This is a genomic window from Pseudomonas sp. R151218B TE3479 (genome assembly GCF_053629195.1).
Genome location: NZ_JBRJHV010000001.1, coordinates 2,103,641 through 2,120,176, shown reverse-complemented (window position 1 = coordinate 2,120,176; position 16,536 = coordinate 2,103,641). Strand labels below are relative to the sequence as shown.

Here is a 16,536-nt window from a genome sequence, read left to right as displayed (position 1 = left end):
GGACAATTACCACGGAGTTCGGAATGGGGGCGAGTATGCAATTCCCGAGTATTTAAGTCAAGTATAAGACCTAGTGCTTTACTCAGGTTTACCCGCGAAAGAGCGCGCGCATGATAGCAAAGGCTGGTCGGCGGCGACCAGTGATACCGCGTTGTTGTTTATCGCGAGCAAGCTCGCTCCCACATTGGATCACGGGTGCTGATGCGATCCCTGAGGGAGCGAGCTTGCTCGCGATGAGGCCGGCAGGGTTTCAGCTAGCCTGGCTCTGATCCTTGTCCTTCACACACGCAAAGTCTTCCTCGCGCAGTTCAGGCAGGTCCTTGGCACAGTAATTACTGCCCAGGTCCTTCAGGGCCCCGCACATCCCCTCCAGGCGCCCATCGACGGCCTGCAGGTGATCGAGCAACTGGTTGATAGCCCGGGCGACCGGGTCGGGCATGTCTTCGCCGACACCGTAGGCGTCGAAGCCGATCTTCTCGGCCATGGCCTTGCGGCGAGCATCCTGCTCCTCATCGGACTTGACGATGATCCGCCCCGGAATCCCCACCACGGTCGCACCCGGCGGCACGGCCTTGGTCACCACGGCGTTGGAGCCGACTTTCGCCCCCGCCCCTACCGTGAACGGTCCCAGCACCTTGGCGCCGGCACCGACCACCACGCCGTCTTCCAGGGTTGGGTGACGCTTGCCTTTGTTCCAGCTGGTACCACCGAGGGTCACACCCTGGTACAGGGTCACGTCGTCGCCGATCTCGGCGGTTTCGCCGATGACGATGCCCATGCCGTGGTCGATGAAGAACCGACGGCCGACCTTGGCGCCCGGGTGGATCTCGATCCCGGTCAGCCAGCGGCCGAAGTTCGAGACCAGCCTCGCCAGCCACTTCCAGCCCATGTTCCACAAGGCGCCGGACAGGCGGTGGATCCAGATCGCGTGCATGCCCGGGTAGCAAGTCAGCACTTCAAAGGCGTTGCGCGCCGCTGGGTCGCGATGGAAAACGCTTTGGATATCTTCACGCAAACGTTCGAACATTTTATTTCTTCCGCTTAATCAGCTCGCCACGGGCCGCCTTCTGGGTTTCCGTGAGGATGCCGCGCAATATATTCATCTCCGCCCGGCTGACCGAGCTTCGTCCGTACAACCGACGCAGGCGCGCCATCAAGTGCCGCGGCTTTTCCGGGTCGAGGAACTCGATGTCCACCAGGGTCTGCTCCAGGTGCTCATAGAATCGTTCCAACTCGTCCATGGTCGCCAGTGTCTCACTGCGCGGCGACGTGACCTCGGTTTTTTCGACTTTGCTGGGCTTGCCTTCGGCCGCCAGCCAAGCCATGCGCACTTCATAACTCAACACCTGCACCGCCGCACCCAGGTTCAAGGAGCTGAACTCAGGGTCGGAAGGGATATGCACGTGAAAGTGACATCGCTGCAGCTCGTCGTTGGTCAGGCCGGAGTCTTCACGGCCGAACACGAGGGCGATTTCAAAGCCTTGCGCGGCTTCCTCGACCACTTTGGTGCCGCATTCGCGGGGGTCGAGCAGCGGCCAGGGAATACGCCGGTCGCGGGCGCTGGTGCCGAGCACCAGGTTGCAACCCACCAGGGCATCTTCGAGGGTGGCGACGACTTGCGCGTTGGCCAGGATGTCACCGGCACCAGAGGCCCGGGCGTCGGCTTCGTGGTGGGGAAACAAGCGCGGCTCGACCAGCACCAGGCGCGACAGGCCCATGTTCTTCATGGCCCGCGCAACTCCGCCGATGTTACCCGGATGGCTGGTATTGACCAGGACGACACGAATGTTCTGCAACAAGGGAGGCGCTCTCGAACACGATAAAGGGAGCAAATCTTACATAAGCACCTACCGTTAAGCTATGAAAGCGAACACCAACCTTCTCCTCGGAAAACTTTCTGATAGAATGCGCGGCTTTCTTTAACAACCTTAGGTGACACATCCATGCAGCCCATGCTGAATATCGCGCTGCGCGCCGCCCGCAGCGCCAGTGAACTGATCTTCCGCTCCATCGAGCGCCTGGATACCATCAAGGTCGATGAAAAAGACGCCAAGGACTACGTGTCCGAGGTTGATCGCGCCGCCGAGCAAAAGATCGTCGACGCCCTGCGCAAGGCTTACCCGAACCACTCCATCCTCGGTGAAGAGACCGGCATGCACGCCGGTACTGGCATCGAAGGCGAAGAGTACCTGTGGATCATCGATCCGCTGGACGGCACCACCAACTTCCTGCGCGGCATTCCTCATTTCGCTGTCAGCATCGCCTGCAAATACCGTGGCCGCCTGGAACACGCTGTCGTGCTGGACCCGGTTCGCCAGGAAGAATTCACCGCCAGCCGCGGCCGTGGCGCCCAACTGAACGGTCGTCGCCTGCGCGTCAGCGGCCGCACCAGCCTGGACGGCGCCCTGCTGGGTACCGGCTTCCCGTTCCGTGATGACCAGATGGACAACCTGGACAACTACCTGGGCATGTTCCGCGCCTTGGTCGGCCAGACCGCCGGCATCCGCCGCGCCGGCGCTGCGAGCCTGGACCTGGCTTACGTGGCTGCGGGTCGTTTCGATGCATTCTGGGAGTCGGGCCTGTCCGAGTGGGACATGGCAGCGGGCGCCCTGCTGATCCAGGAAGCGGGTGGCTTGGTGAGCGACTTCACTGGCGGCCACGACTTCCTTGAAAAAGGCCACATCGTTGCCGGCAACACCAAATGCTTCAAGGCAGTGCTGACTGCTATCCAGCCGCACCTGCCGGCTTCGTTGAAGCGTTAAGCCGCTCGGCTACAGAAAAAGCACCTTTCGGGGTGCTTTTTTTATGCCTGCTGGAATCTGCCCTCATGTAGGCAAGCACCTCCCTTTGTGGCGAGCAAGCTCGCTCCCACAGGGAGAATTGGGATTGGCACAGGTTTTATATCCACTGGAGATCCAGTGTGGGAGCGAGCTTGCTCGCGATGGCGGCGGCACATTCAACATTGATGCAAGCCGATCCATCGCTATCGCGAGCAAGCTCGCTCCCACAGGGGTTGAGGGATGCCCGAAAGCCGGGCACAAAAAAAGCACCCCGAAGGGTGCTTTTTTCATAACGGTTGGATCACTGGGCGGGTTCGTTCTGCCCCAGGATCAGTTGGCCTTCCTTGCTCACCGGGATCTGGTTGCCCGGGTCGCGGTCCATGCGGACTTTGCCTTCTTTGCCGTCGAGCATGTAGCGAACGTCGTAACCTACAACCTTGTCGCTGATGTCATTGACCGTGTTGCAGCGCGTCTGGGTGGTGGTGTAAGTGTCGCGTTCCTGCATGCCTTCCTGGATCTTGTTACCGGCATAACCACCACCGGCCGCCCCCGCCACGGTGGCGATTTTCTTGCCGGTGCCGCCGCCGATCTGGTTACCCAGCAGGCCACCGGCTACGGCGCCCAGCACGGTGCCGGCGATCTGGTGTTGGTCCTGAACCGGCTTCTGCCGAGTCACGGTGACATCCTTGCACACTTCACGCGGGGTCTTGATTTGGGTCTTGACCGGTTCCACGGCCAGTACTTGCGCATACTCAGGGCCACTCTTTACCAAGCTGTAGGTCGCGACCGCACCACCGGCAGTCACACCGACAGCACCCAATACCGCACCAACCAGCATCGATTTGTTCACTTGAACCTCCAGGCCATCACAAGCGGATTAATCCGCGCTTCTCCCAGCCTTGGAGCACAAAAAAAGGCGCGAGTTCAACTCGCGCCTTTTCAGCGGTGACGGACGGAGCGACGAGCCTTATGGGCGGTCGTCCACTTCCGTTTCGGTGGCCGCAGGAGGAATCAGGTCCTCGGTGCTCAGGTTCAGCCAGATCAGCACCACGTTGGCGATGTAGATCGACGAGTAGGTACCCGCCAATACGCCGACAAACAGCGCGATGGAGAAACCGAACAGGTTGTCGCCACCAAAGATCAGCAGCGCCGCGATCGCCAGCAAGGTGGAGATCGACGTCGCCATGGTCCGCAGCAGCGTCTGGGTGGTCGAGATGTTGATGTTCTCGATCAAGGACGCCTTGCGCAGCACACGGAAGTTCTCACGCACCCGGTCGAACACCACGATGGTGTCGTTGAGGGAGTAACCGATGATCGCCAGTACCGCCGCCAGCACCGTCAGGTCGAAGGTGATCTGGAAGAACGACAGGATGCCCACAGTCACGATCACGTCGTGGATCAGCGAGACAATCGCCCCCACCGCGAACTTCCACTGAAAGCGGAAGGCCAGATAGAGCAGGATGCCGCCCAGCGCCATCAGCATGCCGAGGCCGCCCTGGTCGCGCAGTTCTTCACCCACCTGCGGGCCGACGAACTCGACGCGCTTGACCTGGGCCGGGTTATCGCCGCCCGCCTTCTGCAAGGCCTCGGCCACCTGGTGGCCCAGCTGCGGGTCTTCACCCGGCATGCGCACCAACAGGTCCGTGGTCGCACCGAAGCTCTGCACGATGGCATCGCTGTAGCCCGACGTCGCCAGTTGCTCACGCACCTTGGTGACATCGGCCGGACGCTCGTAGGTCAGCTCGATGAGCGTACCGCCGGTAAAGTCCAGGCCGTAGTTCAGCCCCTTGGTGGCCCAGCTGAACAACGCCAGTACGGTGAGGAACAATGTGACGCCGAACGCAACGTTGCGAACGCCCATGAAGTTGATTGTACGTAACATGGCAGCCCCTTAAATCCACAACTTCTTGAAGTCACGACCGCCAAAGATCAGGTTGACCATTGCGCGGGTCACCATGATGGCTGTGAACATCGAGGTAAAGATCCCGAGGGACATGGTCACTGCGAAGCCCTTGACCGGGCCGGTGCCCATGGCGAAGAGAATCCCGCCCACCAGCAACGTGGTGAGGTTGGCGTCGAGGATCGCGGTGAATGCCCGGCCGAAGCCTTCGTTGATCGCACGTTGAATCGTCATGCCCGCGGCGATCTCTTCACGTATCCGCGAGAAGATCAGCACGTTGGCGTCCACCGCCATACCCATGGTCAGGACAATACCGGCAATACCCGGCAGGGTCAGCGTAGCCCCCAGGAGCGACATCAGCGCCAGCAGCATCACCATGTTCACCGCCAGAGCGACGGTGGCGATGATGCCGAAGAAGCGGTAGATGGCGATGATGAACAGCGAGACGAACAGCATGCCCCACAGGGATGCATCGATACCCTTGGTGATGTTGTCCGCACCCAGGCTCGGGCCGATGGTGCGTTCTTCAGCGAAGTACATCGGCGCGGCCAGGCCACCGGCACGCAGCAGCAGGGCCAGTTCCGAGGATTCACCCTGGCCGTTGAGGCCGGTGATGCGGAACTGGCTGCCCAGTGGCGACTGGATGGTCGCCAGGCTGATGATCTTCTTCTCTTCCTTGAAGGTCTGCACCGCGACGTCTTTCTCGACACCGTCGACCACTTGCTTGGTGTAGGTGGTGGTCGGCTTCTGCTCGATGAAGATCACCGCCATGCTGCGACCGACGTTGCTGCGCGTGGCGCGGCTCATCAGTTCGCCACCGTGGCCGTCGAGGCGAATGTTCACCTGCGGACGACCCTGCTCGTCGAAGCCCGCCTGGGCGTCGGTCACCTGGTCACCGGTGATGATCAGGCCACGCTCGATCTGCGCCGCCGGACGCCCGCCCTCACGGAACTCGAAGCTCTCGGAAGTGGCCTTGGACGCACCCGGCTCAGCGGCCAGGCGGAATTCCAGGTTGGCGGTCTTGCCGAGGATACGCTTGGCTTCGGCAGTGTCCTGCACGCCTGGCAGCTCAACCACGATGCGGTTGGCGCCCTGGCGCTGCACGATCGGCTCGGCCACACCCAGCTCGTTGACGCGGTTACGCACCGTGGTCAAGTTCTGCTTGATGGAGTACTCGCGGATTTCCGCCAGCTTGGCCGGGGTCATCGCCAGACGCAGCACCGCCTGACCATTGAGGTCGGCCGGCACAATGTCGAAATCGTTGAAGTTCTTGCGGATCAGCGCACGGGCCTGTTCGCGGGTATCTTCATCGCTGAAGCCCAGCTGGATGGCACCGTCGAGCTGCGGCAGGCTGCGATAACGCAGGCGCTCTTTACGCAGCAAGCTCTTGACGTCGCCTTCGTAGACTTTCATCCGCGCGTCGAGGGCTTTTTCCATGTCCACTTCCAGCAGGAAGTGCACACCGCCGGACAAGTCCAGGCCCAGCTTCATCGGGTGCGCGCCAAGCTTGCGCAACCATTGCGGCGTAGTCTGCGCCAGGTTCAGGGCTACGACGTAATCGTCGCCCATGGCCTTGCGCACCACGTCCTTGGCCGGCAGCTGGTCTTCCGCCTTGGTCAGGCGCAACAGGCCGCCCTTGCCGTTTTCGGCGATGGACGCAGCCTTGACCTCGATATTGGCCGCCTTGAGCGCAGCGCTCGCACGGTCCAGATCGGCCTGGGTGACCTGCAGCGCAGTGCTTGCGCCACTGACCTGAATGGCCGGGTCATCCGGGTATAGATTGGGAGCGGAATAAATCAGACCGACCGCCAGCACCGCCAGGATCAGTACATATTTCCACAGAGGGTATTTGTTCAGCATCACGCCGCCCGCTTATGACGCGGGGCGCCTTGCGCGCCCCGTCGATTGAATAGAAGTTTGAAACTTTAGATCGCTTTCAGCGTGCCTTTTGGCAGCGTGGCCGCGATGGCGCCCTTCTGGAACTTCATTTCAACAGTGTCGGACACTTCCAGTACCACGAAGTCATCAGCCACTTTGGTGATCTTGCCAGCGATACCGCCGGTAGTGACCACTTCATCGCCCTTCTGCAAGCTGCTCAGCAGGTTCTTCTGCTCTTTGGCGCGCTTGGCCTGTGGACGCCAGATCATCAGGTAGAAGATGACCAGGAAGCCGACCAGGAAAATCCACTCGAAACCGCCACCCATAGGGCCGGCAGCAGCAGGTGCAGCGGCATCAGCCATGGCGTTAGAGATAAAAAAGCTCATTTAGCACTCCAGTTGCAAGTATTGAATCTAGGGATCGGAAAACTCAGTCCAAAGGCGGAACAGGCAACCCGCGCTTGGCATAGAAGGCCTCGACAAAGGCGGCCAATGTACCCTGTTGGATAGCCTCGCGCAAACCAGCCATAAGCACCTGATAATGGCGCAAATTGTGGATGGTATTGAGCATACTCCCGAGCATTTCGCCGCACTTGTCCAAATGATGCAGATAAGCGCGGGAGAAGTTCTGGCACGTATAGCAATCGCACGTCGGATCCAGCGGCGAATCATCATGGCGATGGAACGCGTTACGGATCTTCAGCACACCGGTGTCGATGAACAGATGCCCATTGCGGGCATTACGGGTTGGCATCACGCAATCGAACATGTCCACCCCGCGGCGCACACCCTCAACCAGATCTTCCGGTTTGCCAACGCCCATAAGGTAACGAGGTTTGTCAGCGGGCATTTCGCCCGGCAGGTAATCGAGCACCTTGATCATCTCGTGTTTCGGCTCACCCACCGACAAACCGCCAATCGCCAGGCCGTCGAAGCCGATCTTGTCCAGGCCTTCGAGGGAACGCATGCGCAGGTCGCGGTGCATGCCGCCCTGGACGATGCCGAACAACGCCGCGGTGTTTTCGCCATGGGCATTCTTCGAACGCTGGGCCCAGCGCAACGACAGCTCCATGGACACCCGCGCCACGTCTTCATCGGCCGGGTACGGCGTGCATTCGTCGAAGATCATCACGATGTCCGAGCCCAGGTCGCGCTGCACCTGCATCGACTCTTCCGGCCCCATGAACACCTTGGAACCGTCCACTGGAGAGGCGAAGGTCACGCCCTCCTCCTTGATCTTGCGCATCGCGCCCAGGCTGAACACCTGGAAACCACCGGAGTCGGTCAGGATCGGGCCTTTCCACTGCATGAAATCGTGCAGGTCGCCGTGGGCCTTGATCACCTCCATGCCCGGGCGCAGCCACAGGTGGAAGGTATTGCCGAGGATGATTTCCGCGCCAATCGCCTCGATGTCCCGTGGCAGCATGCCCTTGACCGTGCCGTAGGTGCCCACCGGCATGAACGCCGGGGTTTCCACGGTTCCGCGGGGGAAGGTCAGACGACCGCGACGAGCCTTGCCATCGGTGGCGAGCAACTCGAAGGACATGCGACAGGTGCGACTCATACTGTTTCCTCGGGTCCGCGTGGCGCGGGGTTACGGGTGATGAACATCGCATCACCGTAGCTGAAAAAGCGGTATCCATGCTCGACGGCGGCCTTGTAGGCGGCCATGGCTTCGGGATAACCGGCGAACGCCGAAACCAGCATCAACAACGTGGATTCGGGCAAATGAAAGTTGGTGACCAGGGCATCGACCACATGGAACGGTCGGCCCGGGTAGATAAAGATATCGGTGTCGCCACTGAACGGCTTGAGCGCGCCATCGCGAGCAGCGCTTTCCAGGGACCGCACGCTGGTGGTCCCCACCGCCACCACCCGCCCACCGCGAGCGCGACAGGCCGCCACGGCATCGACCACGTCCTGGCTCACTTCCAGCCATTCGTTGTGCATGTGGTGGTCTTCGATACGCTCGACCCGCACCGGCTGGAACGTGCCCGCGCCAACGTGCAACGTCACGAACGCGGTCTCCACGCCCTTGGCGGCAATCGCCTCCAGCAACGGCTGATCGAAATGCAACCCCGCCGTCGGCGCCGCCACCGCCCCCAGGCGCTCGGCGTACACAGTCTGATAACGCTCGCGGTCCGAACCTTCGTCCGGGCGGTCTATATAAGGAGGCAACGGCATGTGCCCGACACGGTCGAGCAGCGGCAACACCTCTTCGGCAAATTCCAGCTCGAACAACGCATCGTGCCGCGCCACCATCACCGCCTCGCCGCCACCGTCGATGAGGATCGACGAACCCGGTTTGGGCGACTTGCTGGAGCGCACATGGGCCAGCACACGATGACTGTCCAGCACCCGCTCCACCAGAATCTCCAGCTTGCCGCCGGAGGCCTTCTGGCCAAACAACCGCGCCGGAATCACCCGGGTATTGTTGAACACCATCAAATCGCCCGGGCGCAAATGCTCAAGCAAATCAGTGAATTGACGGTGAGCCATGGCACCGCTGACCCCATCCAGGGTCAACAGTCGACTGGCGCGACGCTCGGCCAGAGGGTGGCGAGCGATCAGCGAATCCGGGAGTTCGAAGGTAAAGTCAGCAACACGCATGATGGGGTTCGTCTAGCAGGGCCGGAAAGTCTAGCGGAAATATCAAAAATTCACCATGAAACGTGATTGACCAACGGTAGGCACCTCTCTATACTTCGCCGCCATTGAGCCCTGATGGCGGAATTGGTAGACGCGGCGGATTCAAAATCCGTTTTCGAAAGGAGTGGGAGTTCGAGTCTCCCTCGGGGCACCATCTTAAAGAAAGACCTTGAAATTCAAGGTCTTTTTTTTCGTCTGCAGGAAAGTCACCCGATCCATTTGTGGCGAGGGGATTTATCCCCGCTGGGTCGCGAAGCGGCCCCAACGACCAAACCTCTGGCAAGGAAGAATCTGTGGCCAGTAGAAACCCATGGCGAGGGAGCTTGCTCCCGCTTGAGCGCAAAGCGCTCACAAAAATGTCACAGCCCCCACCGATGCTCCGCCTTGCGACGCCCAGTTGATCCACCGCCCCTCCTCACCCGCTGACAAAGGATTTCACCCCATGGAATTGCTGCTGGAAACGGTCGCTCTTTACTCGCTGAAGCTGGCTTATGAGACGGAGGGGCATAGTCCGATTTTGCGGGATGATCCGTTGATGGGCGGGTGTGATCGGGAGGTTTTTGGGTTGTTGGTGCGGCGGGAGGATTTGGTTGGGATTCATGCGACGCTACAGCAGTGTTTGGGGCGGGCGCTGGAGGCAGTTGGGGGCGAGGAGACCGTCCTGGGGCTGGAGTTGCAACGGTTGGCAGAGGATTTCAGGGCTGCGCCAATGATGGAGGAGCTTAAGGCCCCGCTCGTGGCACTTCGGGATTATTTAAAAGAGATCCAATGACCGATCAAGTTGAGCAAGAGCGAATAACACCTAACACTTAAGTCGATACACCCCATAAAACATCATGATTAAAGGAATTAAGCATGAGCACATCCGAGACCACAGCAGTATCCGACAGCGAATCAAAACTTAAAAATTATGCACTTAACGTTCTAAATGAGGGCAAATGGTGGTTAGTACCTGCGGCCACGCTATTTTCAATACTCCTACTTTGCAAATATTTGTGGGTTATCGGCCACCCCGAGCTACTACTTGAATCCATCGGAAGCATACCCAATCTTTTAGTCTGGCTAATTTTTGTAGTGTTTGGACTACTAATCATATTGCTTTTAACAGTCATCCCTTCGCTTAGCTTTTCACTTTGCATGAGCATAGTCACATCCAGCCGCGAGAATGAAATAATTCTGGCCAGGCGTTTTGTGCCCATTGTTTTATTAGGTTTCGCCCTGCTGGCAGGAATGCTGTTGGCCTCTGCATTCGACATCATCTTCGAACCGTGGAAAGTTTTCCTATTGGTCGTCACTTTATCAACAGCGCTAGCAGCATGGGTACTTGTGGGCAACCAAGACAAAAGAATTCGGTTTGTAAGTCTTGGATTCGGACCAATCAAGCCATGGAGACGTTTTTTTGCCGCCGCCGCAAAAGTTTTGGCTGCTGGAGTTTTCCTGGGCTTTACTGCAATGACAGGAGTTTTTCCAGCACAGCTCGCGCTTGGGGCTTGGCGAGGAGCCGAGTCTGGTTTGGAGGCGACGGTGGTTATCGGATATTGCTTGGCCTTCATGTTAATTTCAATGTTCCCGGTTATGGCCTTTTATACACTACAGGGAACTACGACAAATCGATTGTTTAAAGCCACCGGGGCACTAGGATTGGTATTTATCCTAACCACCTTCTTATTGCCACCGGTCCTCGACCTTTGGGCGTTCGCCGCTGGAAACCTAATGAGGCTTCGGGACAGCCGCCCTCTACCGTATTTGGTAGATAAAGCTGATTATCCATTCGCAACCTTCGATTCAAAGCTGTGGGAGACATCGCCTATCGCTAATGACGAAAAGTTCTATACGATTCAAGCCTTCAAGCAATACCGCTTTGGCGACATCCTATTATTATGCCCGGCCCGATATGCCAATCTGTCTCTGAAACGCTTACCAACATACTATGATGAGTGCCTGACTACGGCCGCTTCCAAAGTCAAACCAGCTTCGCCACGAATGAAAGCCATTACCTCACCCCGTCCTCTGGACGACGAAAGAAGCTGTGCATCCGTACGGTCACCTACACGCCCGCCACTGAAAACTAACGAAAGCAGAACGTGCCTGTTTCAACACCCCCTCTAAGAACGAGACAAGCAGCCAACGCTCAGCTGTAAGGAAGTGACGCCTCAATCGAACCTACGGAGTTAGGTAGAACGTCACTTCACTTTCAAGCACGTCCACCAGCTCAGGATCCATGAAGCGATAGTCATCGGAAATATCCAGAACATGCAGCCGCTTGTGCTCAAGCAGCCGAGCGTACCCTGCCCGTAGACGATGCTCGTGCTTGCGCTCCATCACAAAAATGACATCGGCCCAACGGATATCCGCTGGGCCGCCTCGGATAGACTCACCCATAATCTGGCCGTTTTTCCCGCTCTCCTCCACGTAACCACGGAATGGCAAAAAAATTGAAGGACTCAGATTGATGTCAATTTCAATAGGGGATTTTTTCTACCCTTACGTAAAATTTCTCCACGGCGCTGCCTACAACCTGCACCAGATCCTGGAAGGCCTTGGCGTCGTATCATCGACCTTCACCGGGCGTAACGACGCCGGGCAAATCATCGGAACTTACTGGTCGCCCGATGAAGCCATGGTGATCACGCTGGGCTATCTGATGATGCTGTCACTGCTGCTGATCCCCTTGCTGGCAGCAACGGCCTTTACCATGAGCAAGAAGCGAGGCGTGTTCATCTTCTTCGCGCTCCTGTTCCTACCCGGTGTGTTGAACTGCTTGGGCCTTTTCCCAACCATCAATTACCTGCCCATCCGCTACACCATCAATGGCGTTGGGAAGCTGGGCAGCGAAGTCGGACTGATTCCCCTGTTGATGCTTTGCGCCCTCACCGGATGGGGTGTCATGGTCCTTGTTTATGACAACCTCAACCTCACCGAACGCTTCCGACAGCTATACGATCACTTCTGGTTTCCGCTGGCATTGGTCGCAGCGGTGTTCTTCGTGGCGGACAACGGCGCCAATGAAGACGCCGCATTGCTGAAGGAGGCGACAGCGAGCATCCAGGACGCCAGCGCGTTCCTGTTGGGCCAGATCAGGCGCTACGATGATTACTGTAAGGCCAATGGCCTGGGTAACCTGAGGTCGTGCCAGTGGAGCAGCGATTCACAGTGGACCTTCACTCACATCAAGGAAGGTGAAGCCAGCTACTTCATAGATTTCGCACCGAACGAGTCCAAGGGGTTCTACGCCGCGACTAGAAGAACCCTAAGCGATGAAGATGTGATCGCCATCCGCAAAGAGATCAACGACTACAACCAACGGTTGTGCCCCGTGAAGCACTTTTCCAACGGTATGGCGCGCTCATCGCCCCTCTCCAGCACCTGCGAGTACGTTCCCCGTGGCTATTGCTCGGTCAACCCTGATGGTCCGCCGGGACTTGTAGATAAAAATATCAGCAGCCACACCGTAGCCTTGGCGAGCGAATGCATCATTCCCTGGCTCACCGGTGCCAAGCCTTCTTTGAAGCAATTGTCGGCGCTAGTCAGCCAACATGACAAAGCCAAGAATCAGCGTTGGCTGTATTTCCTTGCTGTCGCTGTGGCGGTCGGAGCGAAGGTGGCGTTGGCGACTACCAAGCTGTGTTTGATTGATGCACGACCTGCGACTGATAGGCGTCGAGTTCTTAGGGCAGCACGGCATCGCTTGGGTCAGTGCCTCCGTGTGATGAAGCGCCTGCTGGTCGGTTTTGGCCAATCTGCATGGGTCGCTGCAAGCCGCGTATCCAAGCTGCTCAAACGGGGATAGCACGGCAGGATCAACCTTCTACCGGTGATCGTTTCGCCTAGCCATTGAGAAAGGAGCGGCTCGTGAAGATTGCCCTAAATGCTCAAATACACAGGCACGCCGTTACCTCTCGCTCAAGCATGTCCACCAGCTCCGGGTCCATGAAGCGATAGTCATCGGGAATATCCAGAACATGCAGCTGCTTGTGCTCAAGCAGCCGAGCGTACTCTGCCCGTAGACGATGCTCGTGCTTGCGCTCCATCACAAAAATGACATCGGCCCAACGGATATCCGCTGGGCCGATAGGTTTGCGTGCGTTCGGGCTGGTGCCCGCCGAACGAGTGCTGAAACCAGGACGTCGCCGCCAGATCGCCTCCCCGGTAGGGCTGCGCCATTGGTTACGACTGCAAACGAACAGGAGATTAGTCACTCTTGATCCAACAGTTGGCGGGTGGTGCGGATGGGATAGCTCATACCGAGCTGACACGCCCGGTGCAGCTTGTCCGCACGGGTGTACATCAGCTTCCAGTTCTTTTCTGGTTTGGAGCCCTGCGGGCTGACCGCTCCGCGTCCATTGTGCTTGTGGGATTGCGCGCGTCTCCAGCTACGGGTTCTTTCCATATTGTTTCTTCGTGAGTACCGGGTTCAGCAGCCGCGGTAATACGAGGTGGCGGGATGGTAAGCGTGAATTGGGGTTGTGGCGAGAGTGGGCGGGGTTGGATAGCTGTGGTTGTGGGGCCGTAATGGCTATCGATTTGGCAAAGAAAATAACCCCCCTTTTCCTATCTATTGGAGCCTAGGAACGAGTACCCCAAGTGCCATCGACAAATAAACTTCCAGCTAGCCTTTTGCCACTAAGAAAATTTTGGTAGCGTGGATCGCCTCTTTACCCCCATGCTGAAAATAAAGGACTAGAAATGCATTTAACTCCATCGGACCCAGATATCGCGACCCTATATCGAAAAATTCGTGCAGATAGGCTCGACCTTCAACCCAACTTCCAAAGGGGCGAAGTTTGGGGTAAAGGAAAAAAACAGCGATTAGTCGATAGCGTTTTAAGAGGTTGGCATATCCCCCCTATACACGTTATTCAGGTGCCTAACAGCGAGCGCCAGGAAGTACTCGATGGCCAGCAACGTTTAGCCGCGATAAGAGACTTCATGCAAGACGGTTTCCCTATAAATGGTGAGCAAGAGCCACTGGAGAAATTCATAGCGGAGCTTGATGGATTATTTTGGAGCGACTTAAGTGAAGAAATCAGAGGAAAATTCGAAGACTTCACCATTAGAGTTCTTACCATCTCAGATTATAAACCACGCGAACCGGGCGAACTTTTCTACCGCTTAAATCAACCTACAAACTTAACATCTGCCGAACAACGAAATGCTTACTTTGGCGAAGCACGTCAACAAATAAAAAATCTCACCGAGCACATGGAGGAAGGAGGTTTTAGTCGAGAGCTAATGGGCTTCTCTAACTCTCGCATGGCGTATGACGACATACTTGCAAAATTCCTACTAACTCTCGAAAGCAAAACCCTGACAAAAAAAATAACTGCCAACACCGTAACGAGCAGGTATAGAGAATCCACTGGTTTTTCCGAGGAAATAACATCAAGAGCTGTGGAATGTCTTAGACTGCTTTTTGAATGCCTGGAAAACCGCAACAGCGCCAGCAAGTTAAACAAGGCCACAATTTCATCGTGGTTAATATTTATTTACAAGGCGCTAAATGAAAACATCAACGTAGACACCGTTATTAGTTTTTACGACCAATTCGAAACCTTGCGAGAAAACCATGAAGGAGTAATTGGGAAAGAGCTAATACCTAATGGCATAACGCAGACCTTTTTAGTAAAGACTATTCAAATTTATCAAGACCGCGCTAGTTCTCGCGTAGCCGATACCAGCTCGGTAATATTACGAGACATAATATTATGGGGCGCATACGCCCTATTCCACCAGGCCACAACTCCGCAAAATAGCGACTTATCGCAATTAAACTTACAATTCCACTATCTCAGCTCTCAAAAGGATATTAGTTTTAGTGAGGCATCCCTATCCAAAATCGCTAAAGATCTGCGTTGGGGGGACGTGCTGTGACGACACTGAAGGAAGCAAAAATAAATGACTACTGGAAGGATCTCTCGCGACGCCACTACGGGGTTAGTCTAAACCATTTAAAATTCATTGAACATGAAGTATTTGACAATCTGGAAATCCAACTTTCCGGTGGCATAAATATATTTATAGGGAGGAACGGAGTAGGAAAAAGCAATTTAGTGAGATTAATTTATAACTGCTTAATTGCTGAAGGGAGCAATCGAGCCCCGTTCGATACTCCAATGATAAACAAGGCAAAAATTGAATTAGCTCTGGAAGTCAATAAGAAGCCGTTAATAAAAGCCCTAGAACCGGCCGCATCTGTTCCCATAGAGCAAGCGTCTCTCGGCGCTACATCTTTCATGTTTGATCCGTGCACATTAATACCTCTATTCCAACAGATGCTATTAGAACAAAGTAACATCCTAGAACTACTAGAACAGCACGGTCAAAACATTGCTTCTGAAGAAGACTTAAAAACCCTAAATTACCTAACAGGCAATGAATATACAAAAGTTACCGTAACCAATATTGAAGAAGAGTTTTCTGATTATCCAGCATTCCCCTATTTTTGCGTTGAATCTGCAGGAGTAACTTACAATAGTTCAGCGATGGGAATGGGAGAGCTTTCACTATTTTATTTTTGGTGGCTCATTGGCTACATCGATAGAGTTGAGGGTTGTAAGATCCTTATTATTGAAGAGCCTGAAAGCTTTTTGCCTCCTGCGAGTCAAGACCGTTTAGCAAACCTCATTGCCATGACCTGCGCTAAACAAGGCACTAGCTTAGTCCTATCTACGCACTCCGAACACATTTTGCGCCGCATGCCAACCTCCCGCATGCATCTTGTCTTACGCACTGAAGATGGAGTACGTACTTACCCAGTTTCAGGCGGAATCATCACCCACATGGATAGCTTGGGTCTAGTAACTCCTAAAATCGGTATGATTTTCCTAGAGGATGTCGGTGGAATACTTTTTGCGAAAGCTTTATTCAATAAGGCTGAAGACCTCTCTGTTGACAGTTTCTACTATCACAAATCTGGATCAGAAAGTGAAATTACCACCGACCTAAAACGCTTGACCTTCCCTCATAAAGGCTGGAATTTCGTAGGGCTATATGATGGTGACTGTCGCGAGAAAACGCTGCCCACTAATGGTGAAAAGTACTTTTTCCTGCCTGGTGATAAAGCTCCTGATGAAATAATGATGGGTTATTTTAAGTCCAAACCATCTAAAATAATTGCCACATCATTAATGACTTCCGAACCGCGAATTGTACAGGCAAAAACAGTAGCTGCTGGCAAAGACTTTCACGACTATTTTCACTCCGTTAGCGCTACACTAGGAATAGATTTCAATCGCTTATTTTCATCAGTCTGTGAAATGTGGATCGATGACAACCCCCAGCTCCTGACTGCTTTTATCAAGAAAGCCAAGCAATCGCTTCAGTAATAGAT

Annotated in this window: 16 protein-coding genes, 1 tRNA gene and 1 pseudogene; 7 read left to right on the top strand and 11 right to left on the bottom strand. The window is 55.8% G+C overall.

The window, feature by feature from the left end; all coding sequences use genetic code 11:
• Window positions 1-250 precede the first annotated feature (250 nt).
• A complete protein-coding gene (gene cysE / locus AB7M32_RS09355; protein ID WP_454249739.1) occupies window positions 251-1,027 on the bottom strand; it encodes a serine O-acetyltransferase in 777 nt (258 codons plus the stop codon).
• Between the two features lies 1 nt (window position 1,028).
• The gene (gene trmJ, locus AB7M32_RS09350) at window positions 1,029-1,799 is read right to left on the bottom strand and encodes a tRNA (cytosine(32)/uridine(32)-2'-O)-methyltransferase TrmJ (RefSeq protein WP_454249738.1); all 771 of its coding nucleotides are present in this window, start codon (window positions 1,797-1,799) and stop codon (window positions 1,029-1,031) included.
• A gap of 144 nt (window positions 1,800-1,943) precedes the next feature.
• Here trmJ and suhB point away from each other — a divergent pair, with 144 nt between their 5' ends.
• Window positions 1,944-2,762, top strand: coding sequence for a type III secretion system regulator SuhB (gene suhB, locus AB7M32_RS09345; protein ID WP_003185165.1), 819 nt, complete (start codon window positions 1,944-1,946; stop codon window positions 2,760-2,762).
• Window positions 2,763-3,081: 319 nt separating this feature from the next.
• Here the strand turns inward: suhB and AB7M32_RS09340 are convergent, their stop codons facing one another.
• From AB7M32_RS09340 to queA, 6 genes are all read right to left on the bottom strand, one after another.
• Complete coding sequence (locus tag AB7M32_RS09340; protein ID WP_014336691.1) at window positions 3,082-3,630, bottom strand: glycine zipper 2TM domain-containing protein; 549 nt, start codon at window positions 3,628-3,630, stop codon at window positions 3,082-3,084.
• Window positions 3,631-3,747: 117 nt separating this feature from the next.
• Window positions 3,748-4,662, bottom strand: a complete 915-nt coding sequence (secF, locus tag AB7M32_RS09335; protein WP_072349309.1) for a protein translocase subunit SecF — start codon at window positions 4,660-4,662, stop codon at window positions 3,748-3,750.
• A gap of 9 nt (window positions 4,663-4,671) precedes the next feature.
• Window positions 4,672-6,540: a protein translocase subunit SecD gene (secD, locus tag AB7M32_RS09330; RefSeq protein ID WP_072408078.1), complete on the bottom strand. Its 1,869-nt coding sequence runs from the start codon at window positions 6,538-6,540 to the stop codon at window positions 4,672-4,674.
• A 65-nt stretch (window positions 6,541-6,605) separates the two neighbouring features.
• Complete coding sequence (gene yajC, locus AB7M32_RS09325) at window positions 6,606-6,944, bottom strand: preprotein translocase subunit YajC (RefSeq protein WP_007916913.1); 339 nt, start codon at window positions 6,942-6,944, stop codon at window positions 6,606-6,608.
• A gap of 43 nt (window positions 6,945-6,987) precedes the next feature.
• Window positions 6,988-8,103 (bottom strand): tRNA guanosine(34) transglycosylase Tgt, encoded by a 1,116-nt coding sequence (gene tgt / locus AB7M32_RS09320; protein WP_161951757.1) that lies wholly within the window; start codon window positions 8,101-8,103, stop codon window positions 6,988-6,990.
• 14 nt (window positions 8,104-8,117) lie between these two features.
• The gene (gene queA, locus AB7M32_RS09315) at window positions 8,118-9,167 is read right to left on the bottom strand and encodes a tRNA preQ1(34) S-adenosylmethionine ribosyltransferase-isomerase QueA (RefSeq protein ID WP_454249737.1); all 1,050 of its coding nucleotides are present in this window, start codon (window positions 9,165-9,167) and stop codon (window positions 8,118-8,120) included.
• Window positions 9,168-9,275: 108 nt separating this feature from the next.
• Between queA and AB7M32_RS09310 the strand changes: the two genes are divergently transcribed.
• The 3 genes from AB7M32_RS09310 (at window position 9,276) to AB7M32_RS09300 (ending at window position 11,315) form a co-directional block, all read left to right on the top strand.
• Window positions 9,276-9,360 (top strand) — tRNA-Leu (locus AB7M32_RS09310).
• A gap of 288 nt (window positions 9,361-9,648) precedes the next feature.
• Window positions 9,649-9,978 carry a hypothetical protein gene (locus tag AB7M32_RS09305; protein ID WP_454249736.1) on the top strand — a complete coding sequence of 110 codons (330 nt, stop codon included), beginning with the start codon at window positions 9,649-9,651 and terminating at the stop codon, window positions 9,976-9,978.
• An 83-nt stretch (window positions 9,979-10,061) separates the two neighbouring features.
• A complete protein-coding gene (locus tag AB7M32_RS09300) occupies window positions 10,062-11,315 on the top strand; it encodes a hypothetical protein (RefSeq protein WP_454249735.1) in 1,254 nt (417 codons plus the stop codon).
• 54 nt (window positions 11,316-11,369) lie between these two features.
• Here AB7M32_RS09300 and AB7M32_RS09295 read toward each other — a convergent pair.
• Window positions 11,370-11,567: pseudogene (locus AB7M32_RS09295) on the bottom strand (phosphotyrosine protein phosphatase); the annotation flags it as partial.
• A gap of 91 nt (window positions 11,568-11,658) precedes the next feature.
• Here AB7M32_RS09295 and AB7M32_RS09290 point away from each other — a divergent pair.
• Window positions 11,659-12,996 carry a hypothetical protein gene (locus AB7M32_RS09290; protein WP_454249734.1) on the top strand — a complete coding sequence of 446 codons (1,338 nt, stop codon included), beginning with the start codon at window positions 11,659-11,661 and terminating at the stop codon, window positions 12,994-12,996.
• Window positions 12,997-13,078: 82 nt separating this feature from the next.
• Here AB7M32_RS09290 and AB7M32_RS09285 read toward each other — a convergent pair whose 3' ends face one another.
• Window positions 13,079-13,405, bottom strand: coding sequence for a low molecular weight protein tyrosine phosphatase family protein (locus tag AB7M32_RS09285; RefSeq protein ID WP_454249733.1), 327 nt, complete (start codon window positions 13,403-13,405; stop codon window positions 13,079-13,081).
• Window positions 13,402-13,596 (bottom strand): hypothetical protein, encoded by a 195-nt coding sequence (locus tag AB7M32_RS09280; RefSeq protein WP_454249732.1) that lies wholly within the window; start codon window positions 13,594-13,596, stop codon window positions 13,402-13,404. The genes AB7M32_RS09285 and AB7M32_RS09280 overlap by 4 nt, the downstream gene beginning before the upstream one ends.
• A 296-nt stretch (window positions 13,597-13,892) precedes the next feature.
• Here AB7M32_RS09280 and AB7M32_RS09275 point away from each other — a divergent pair, with 296 nt between their 5' ends.
• Window positions 13,893-15,077 carry a DUF262 domain-containing protein gene (locus tag AB7M32_RS09275; RefSeq protein ID WP_454249731.1) on the top strand — a complete coding sequence of 395 codons (1,185 nt, stop codon included), beginning with the start codon at window positions 13,893-13,895 and terminating at the stop codon, window positions 15,075-15,077.
• The gene (locus AB7M32_RS09270) at window positions 15,074-16,531 is read left to right on the top strand and encodes an ATP-dependent nuclease (protein WP_454249730.1); all 1,458 of its coding nucleotides are present in this window, start codon (window positions 15,074-15,076) and stop codon (window positions 16,529-16,531) included. Before AB7M32_RS09275 ends, AB7M32_RS09270 begins: the two co-directional genes overlap by 4 nt.
• Window positions 16,532-16,536: the final 5 nt, after the last annotated feature.

Excerpts from the sequence above, each read along its gene's own strand:
- AB7M32_RS09305 (WP_454249736.1), top strand. The coding sequence starts at position 9,649 with ATGGAATTGCTGCTGGAAACGGTCGCTCTTTACTCGCTGAAGCTGGCT.
- AB7M32_RS09280 (WP_454249732.1), bottom strand. The coding sequence starts at position 13,596 with ATGGAAAGAACCCGTAGCTGGAGACGCGCGCAATCCCACAAGCACAAT.
- AB7M32_RS09290 (WP_454249734.1), top strand. The coding sequence starts at position 11,659 with ATGTCAATTTCAATAGGGGATTTTTTCTACCCTTACGTAAAATTTCTC.
- yajC (WP_007916913.1), bottom strand. The coding sequence starts at position 6,944 with ATGAGCTTTTTTATCTCTAACGCCATGGCTGATGCCGCTGCACCTGCT.
- AB7M32_RS09300 (WP_454249735.1), top strand. The coding sequence starts at position 10,062 with ATGAGCACATCCGAGACCACAGCAGTATCCGACAGCGAATCAAAACTT.
- cysE (WP_454249739.1), bottom strand. The coding sequence starts at position 1,027 with ATGTTCGAACGTTTGCGTGAAGATATCCAAAGCGTTTTCCATCGCGAC.
- queA (WP_454249737.1), bottom strand. The coding sequence starts at position 9,167 with ATGCGTGTTGCTGACTTTACCTTCGAACTCCCGGATTCGCTGATCGCT.
- secF (WP_072349309.1), bottom strand. The coding sequence starts at position 4,662 with ATGTTACGTACAATCAACTTCATGGGCGTTCGCAACGTTGCGTTCGGC.
- tgt (WP_161951757.1), bottom strand. The coding sequence starts at position 8,103 with ATGTCCTTCGAGTTGCTCGCCACCGATGGCAAGGCTCGTCGCGGTCGT.
- secD (WP_072408078.1), bottom strand. The coding sequence starts at position 6,540 with ATGCTGAACAAATACCCTCTGTGGAAATATGTACTGATCCTGGCGGTG.
- suhB (WP_003185165.1), top strand. The coding sequence starts at position 1,944 with ATGCAGCCCATGCTGAATATCGCGCTGCGCGCCGCCCGCAGCGCCAGT.
- AB7M32_RS09275 (WP_454249731.1), top strand. The coding sequence starts at position 13,893 with ATGCATTTAACTCCATCGGACCCAGATATCGCGACCCTATATCGAAAA.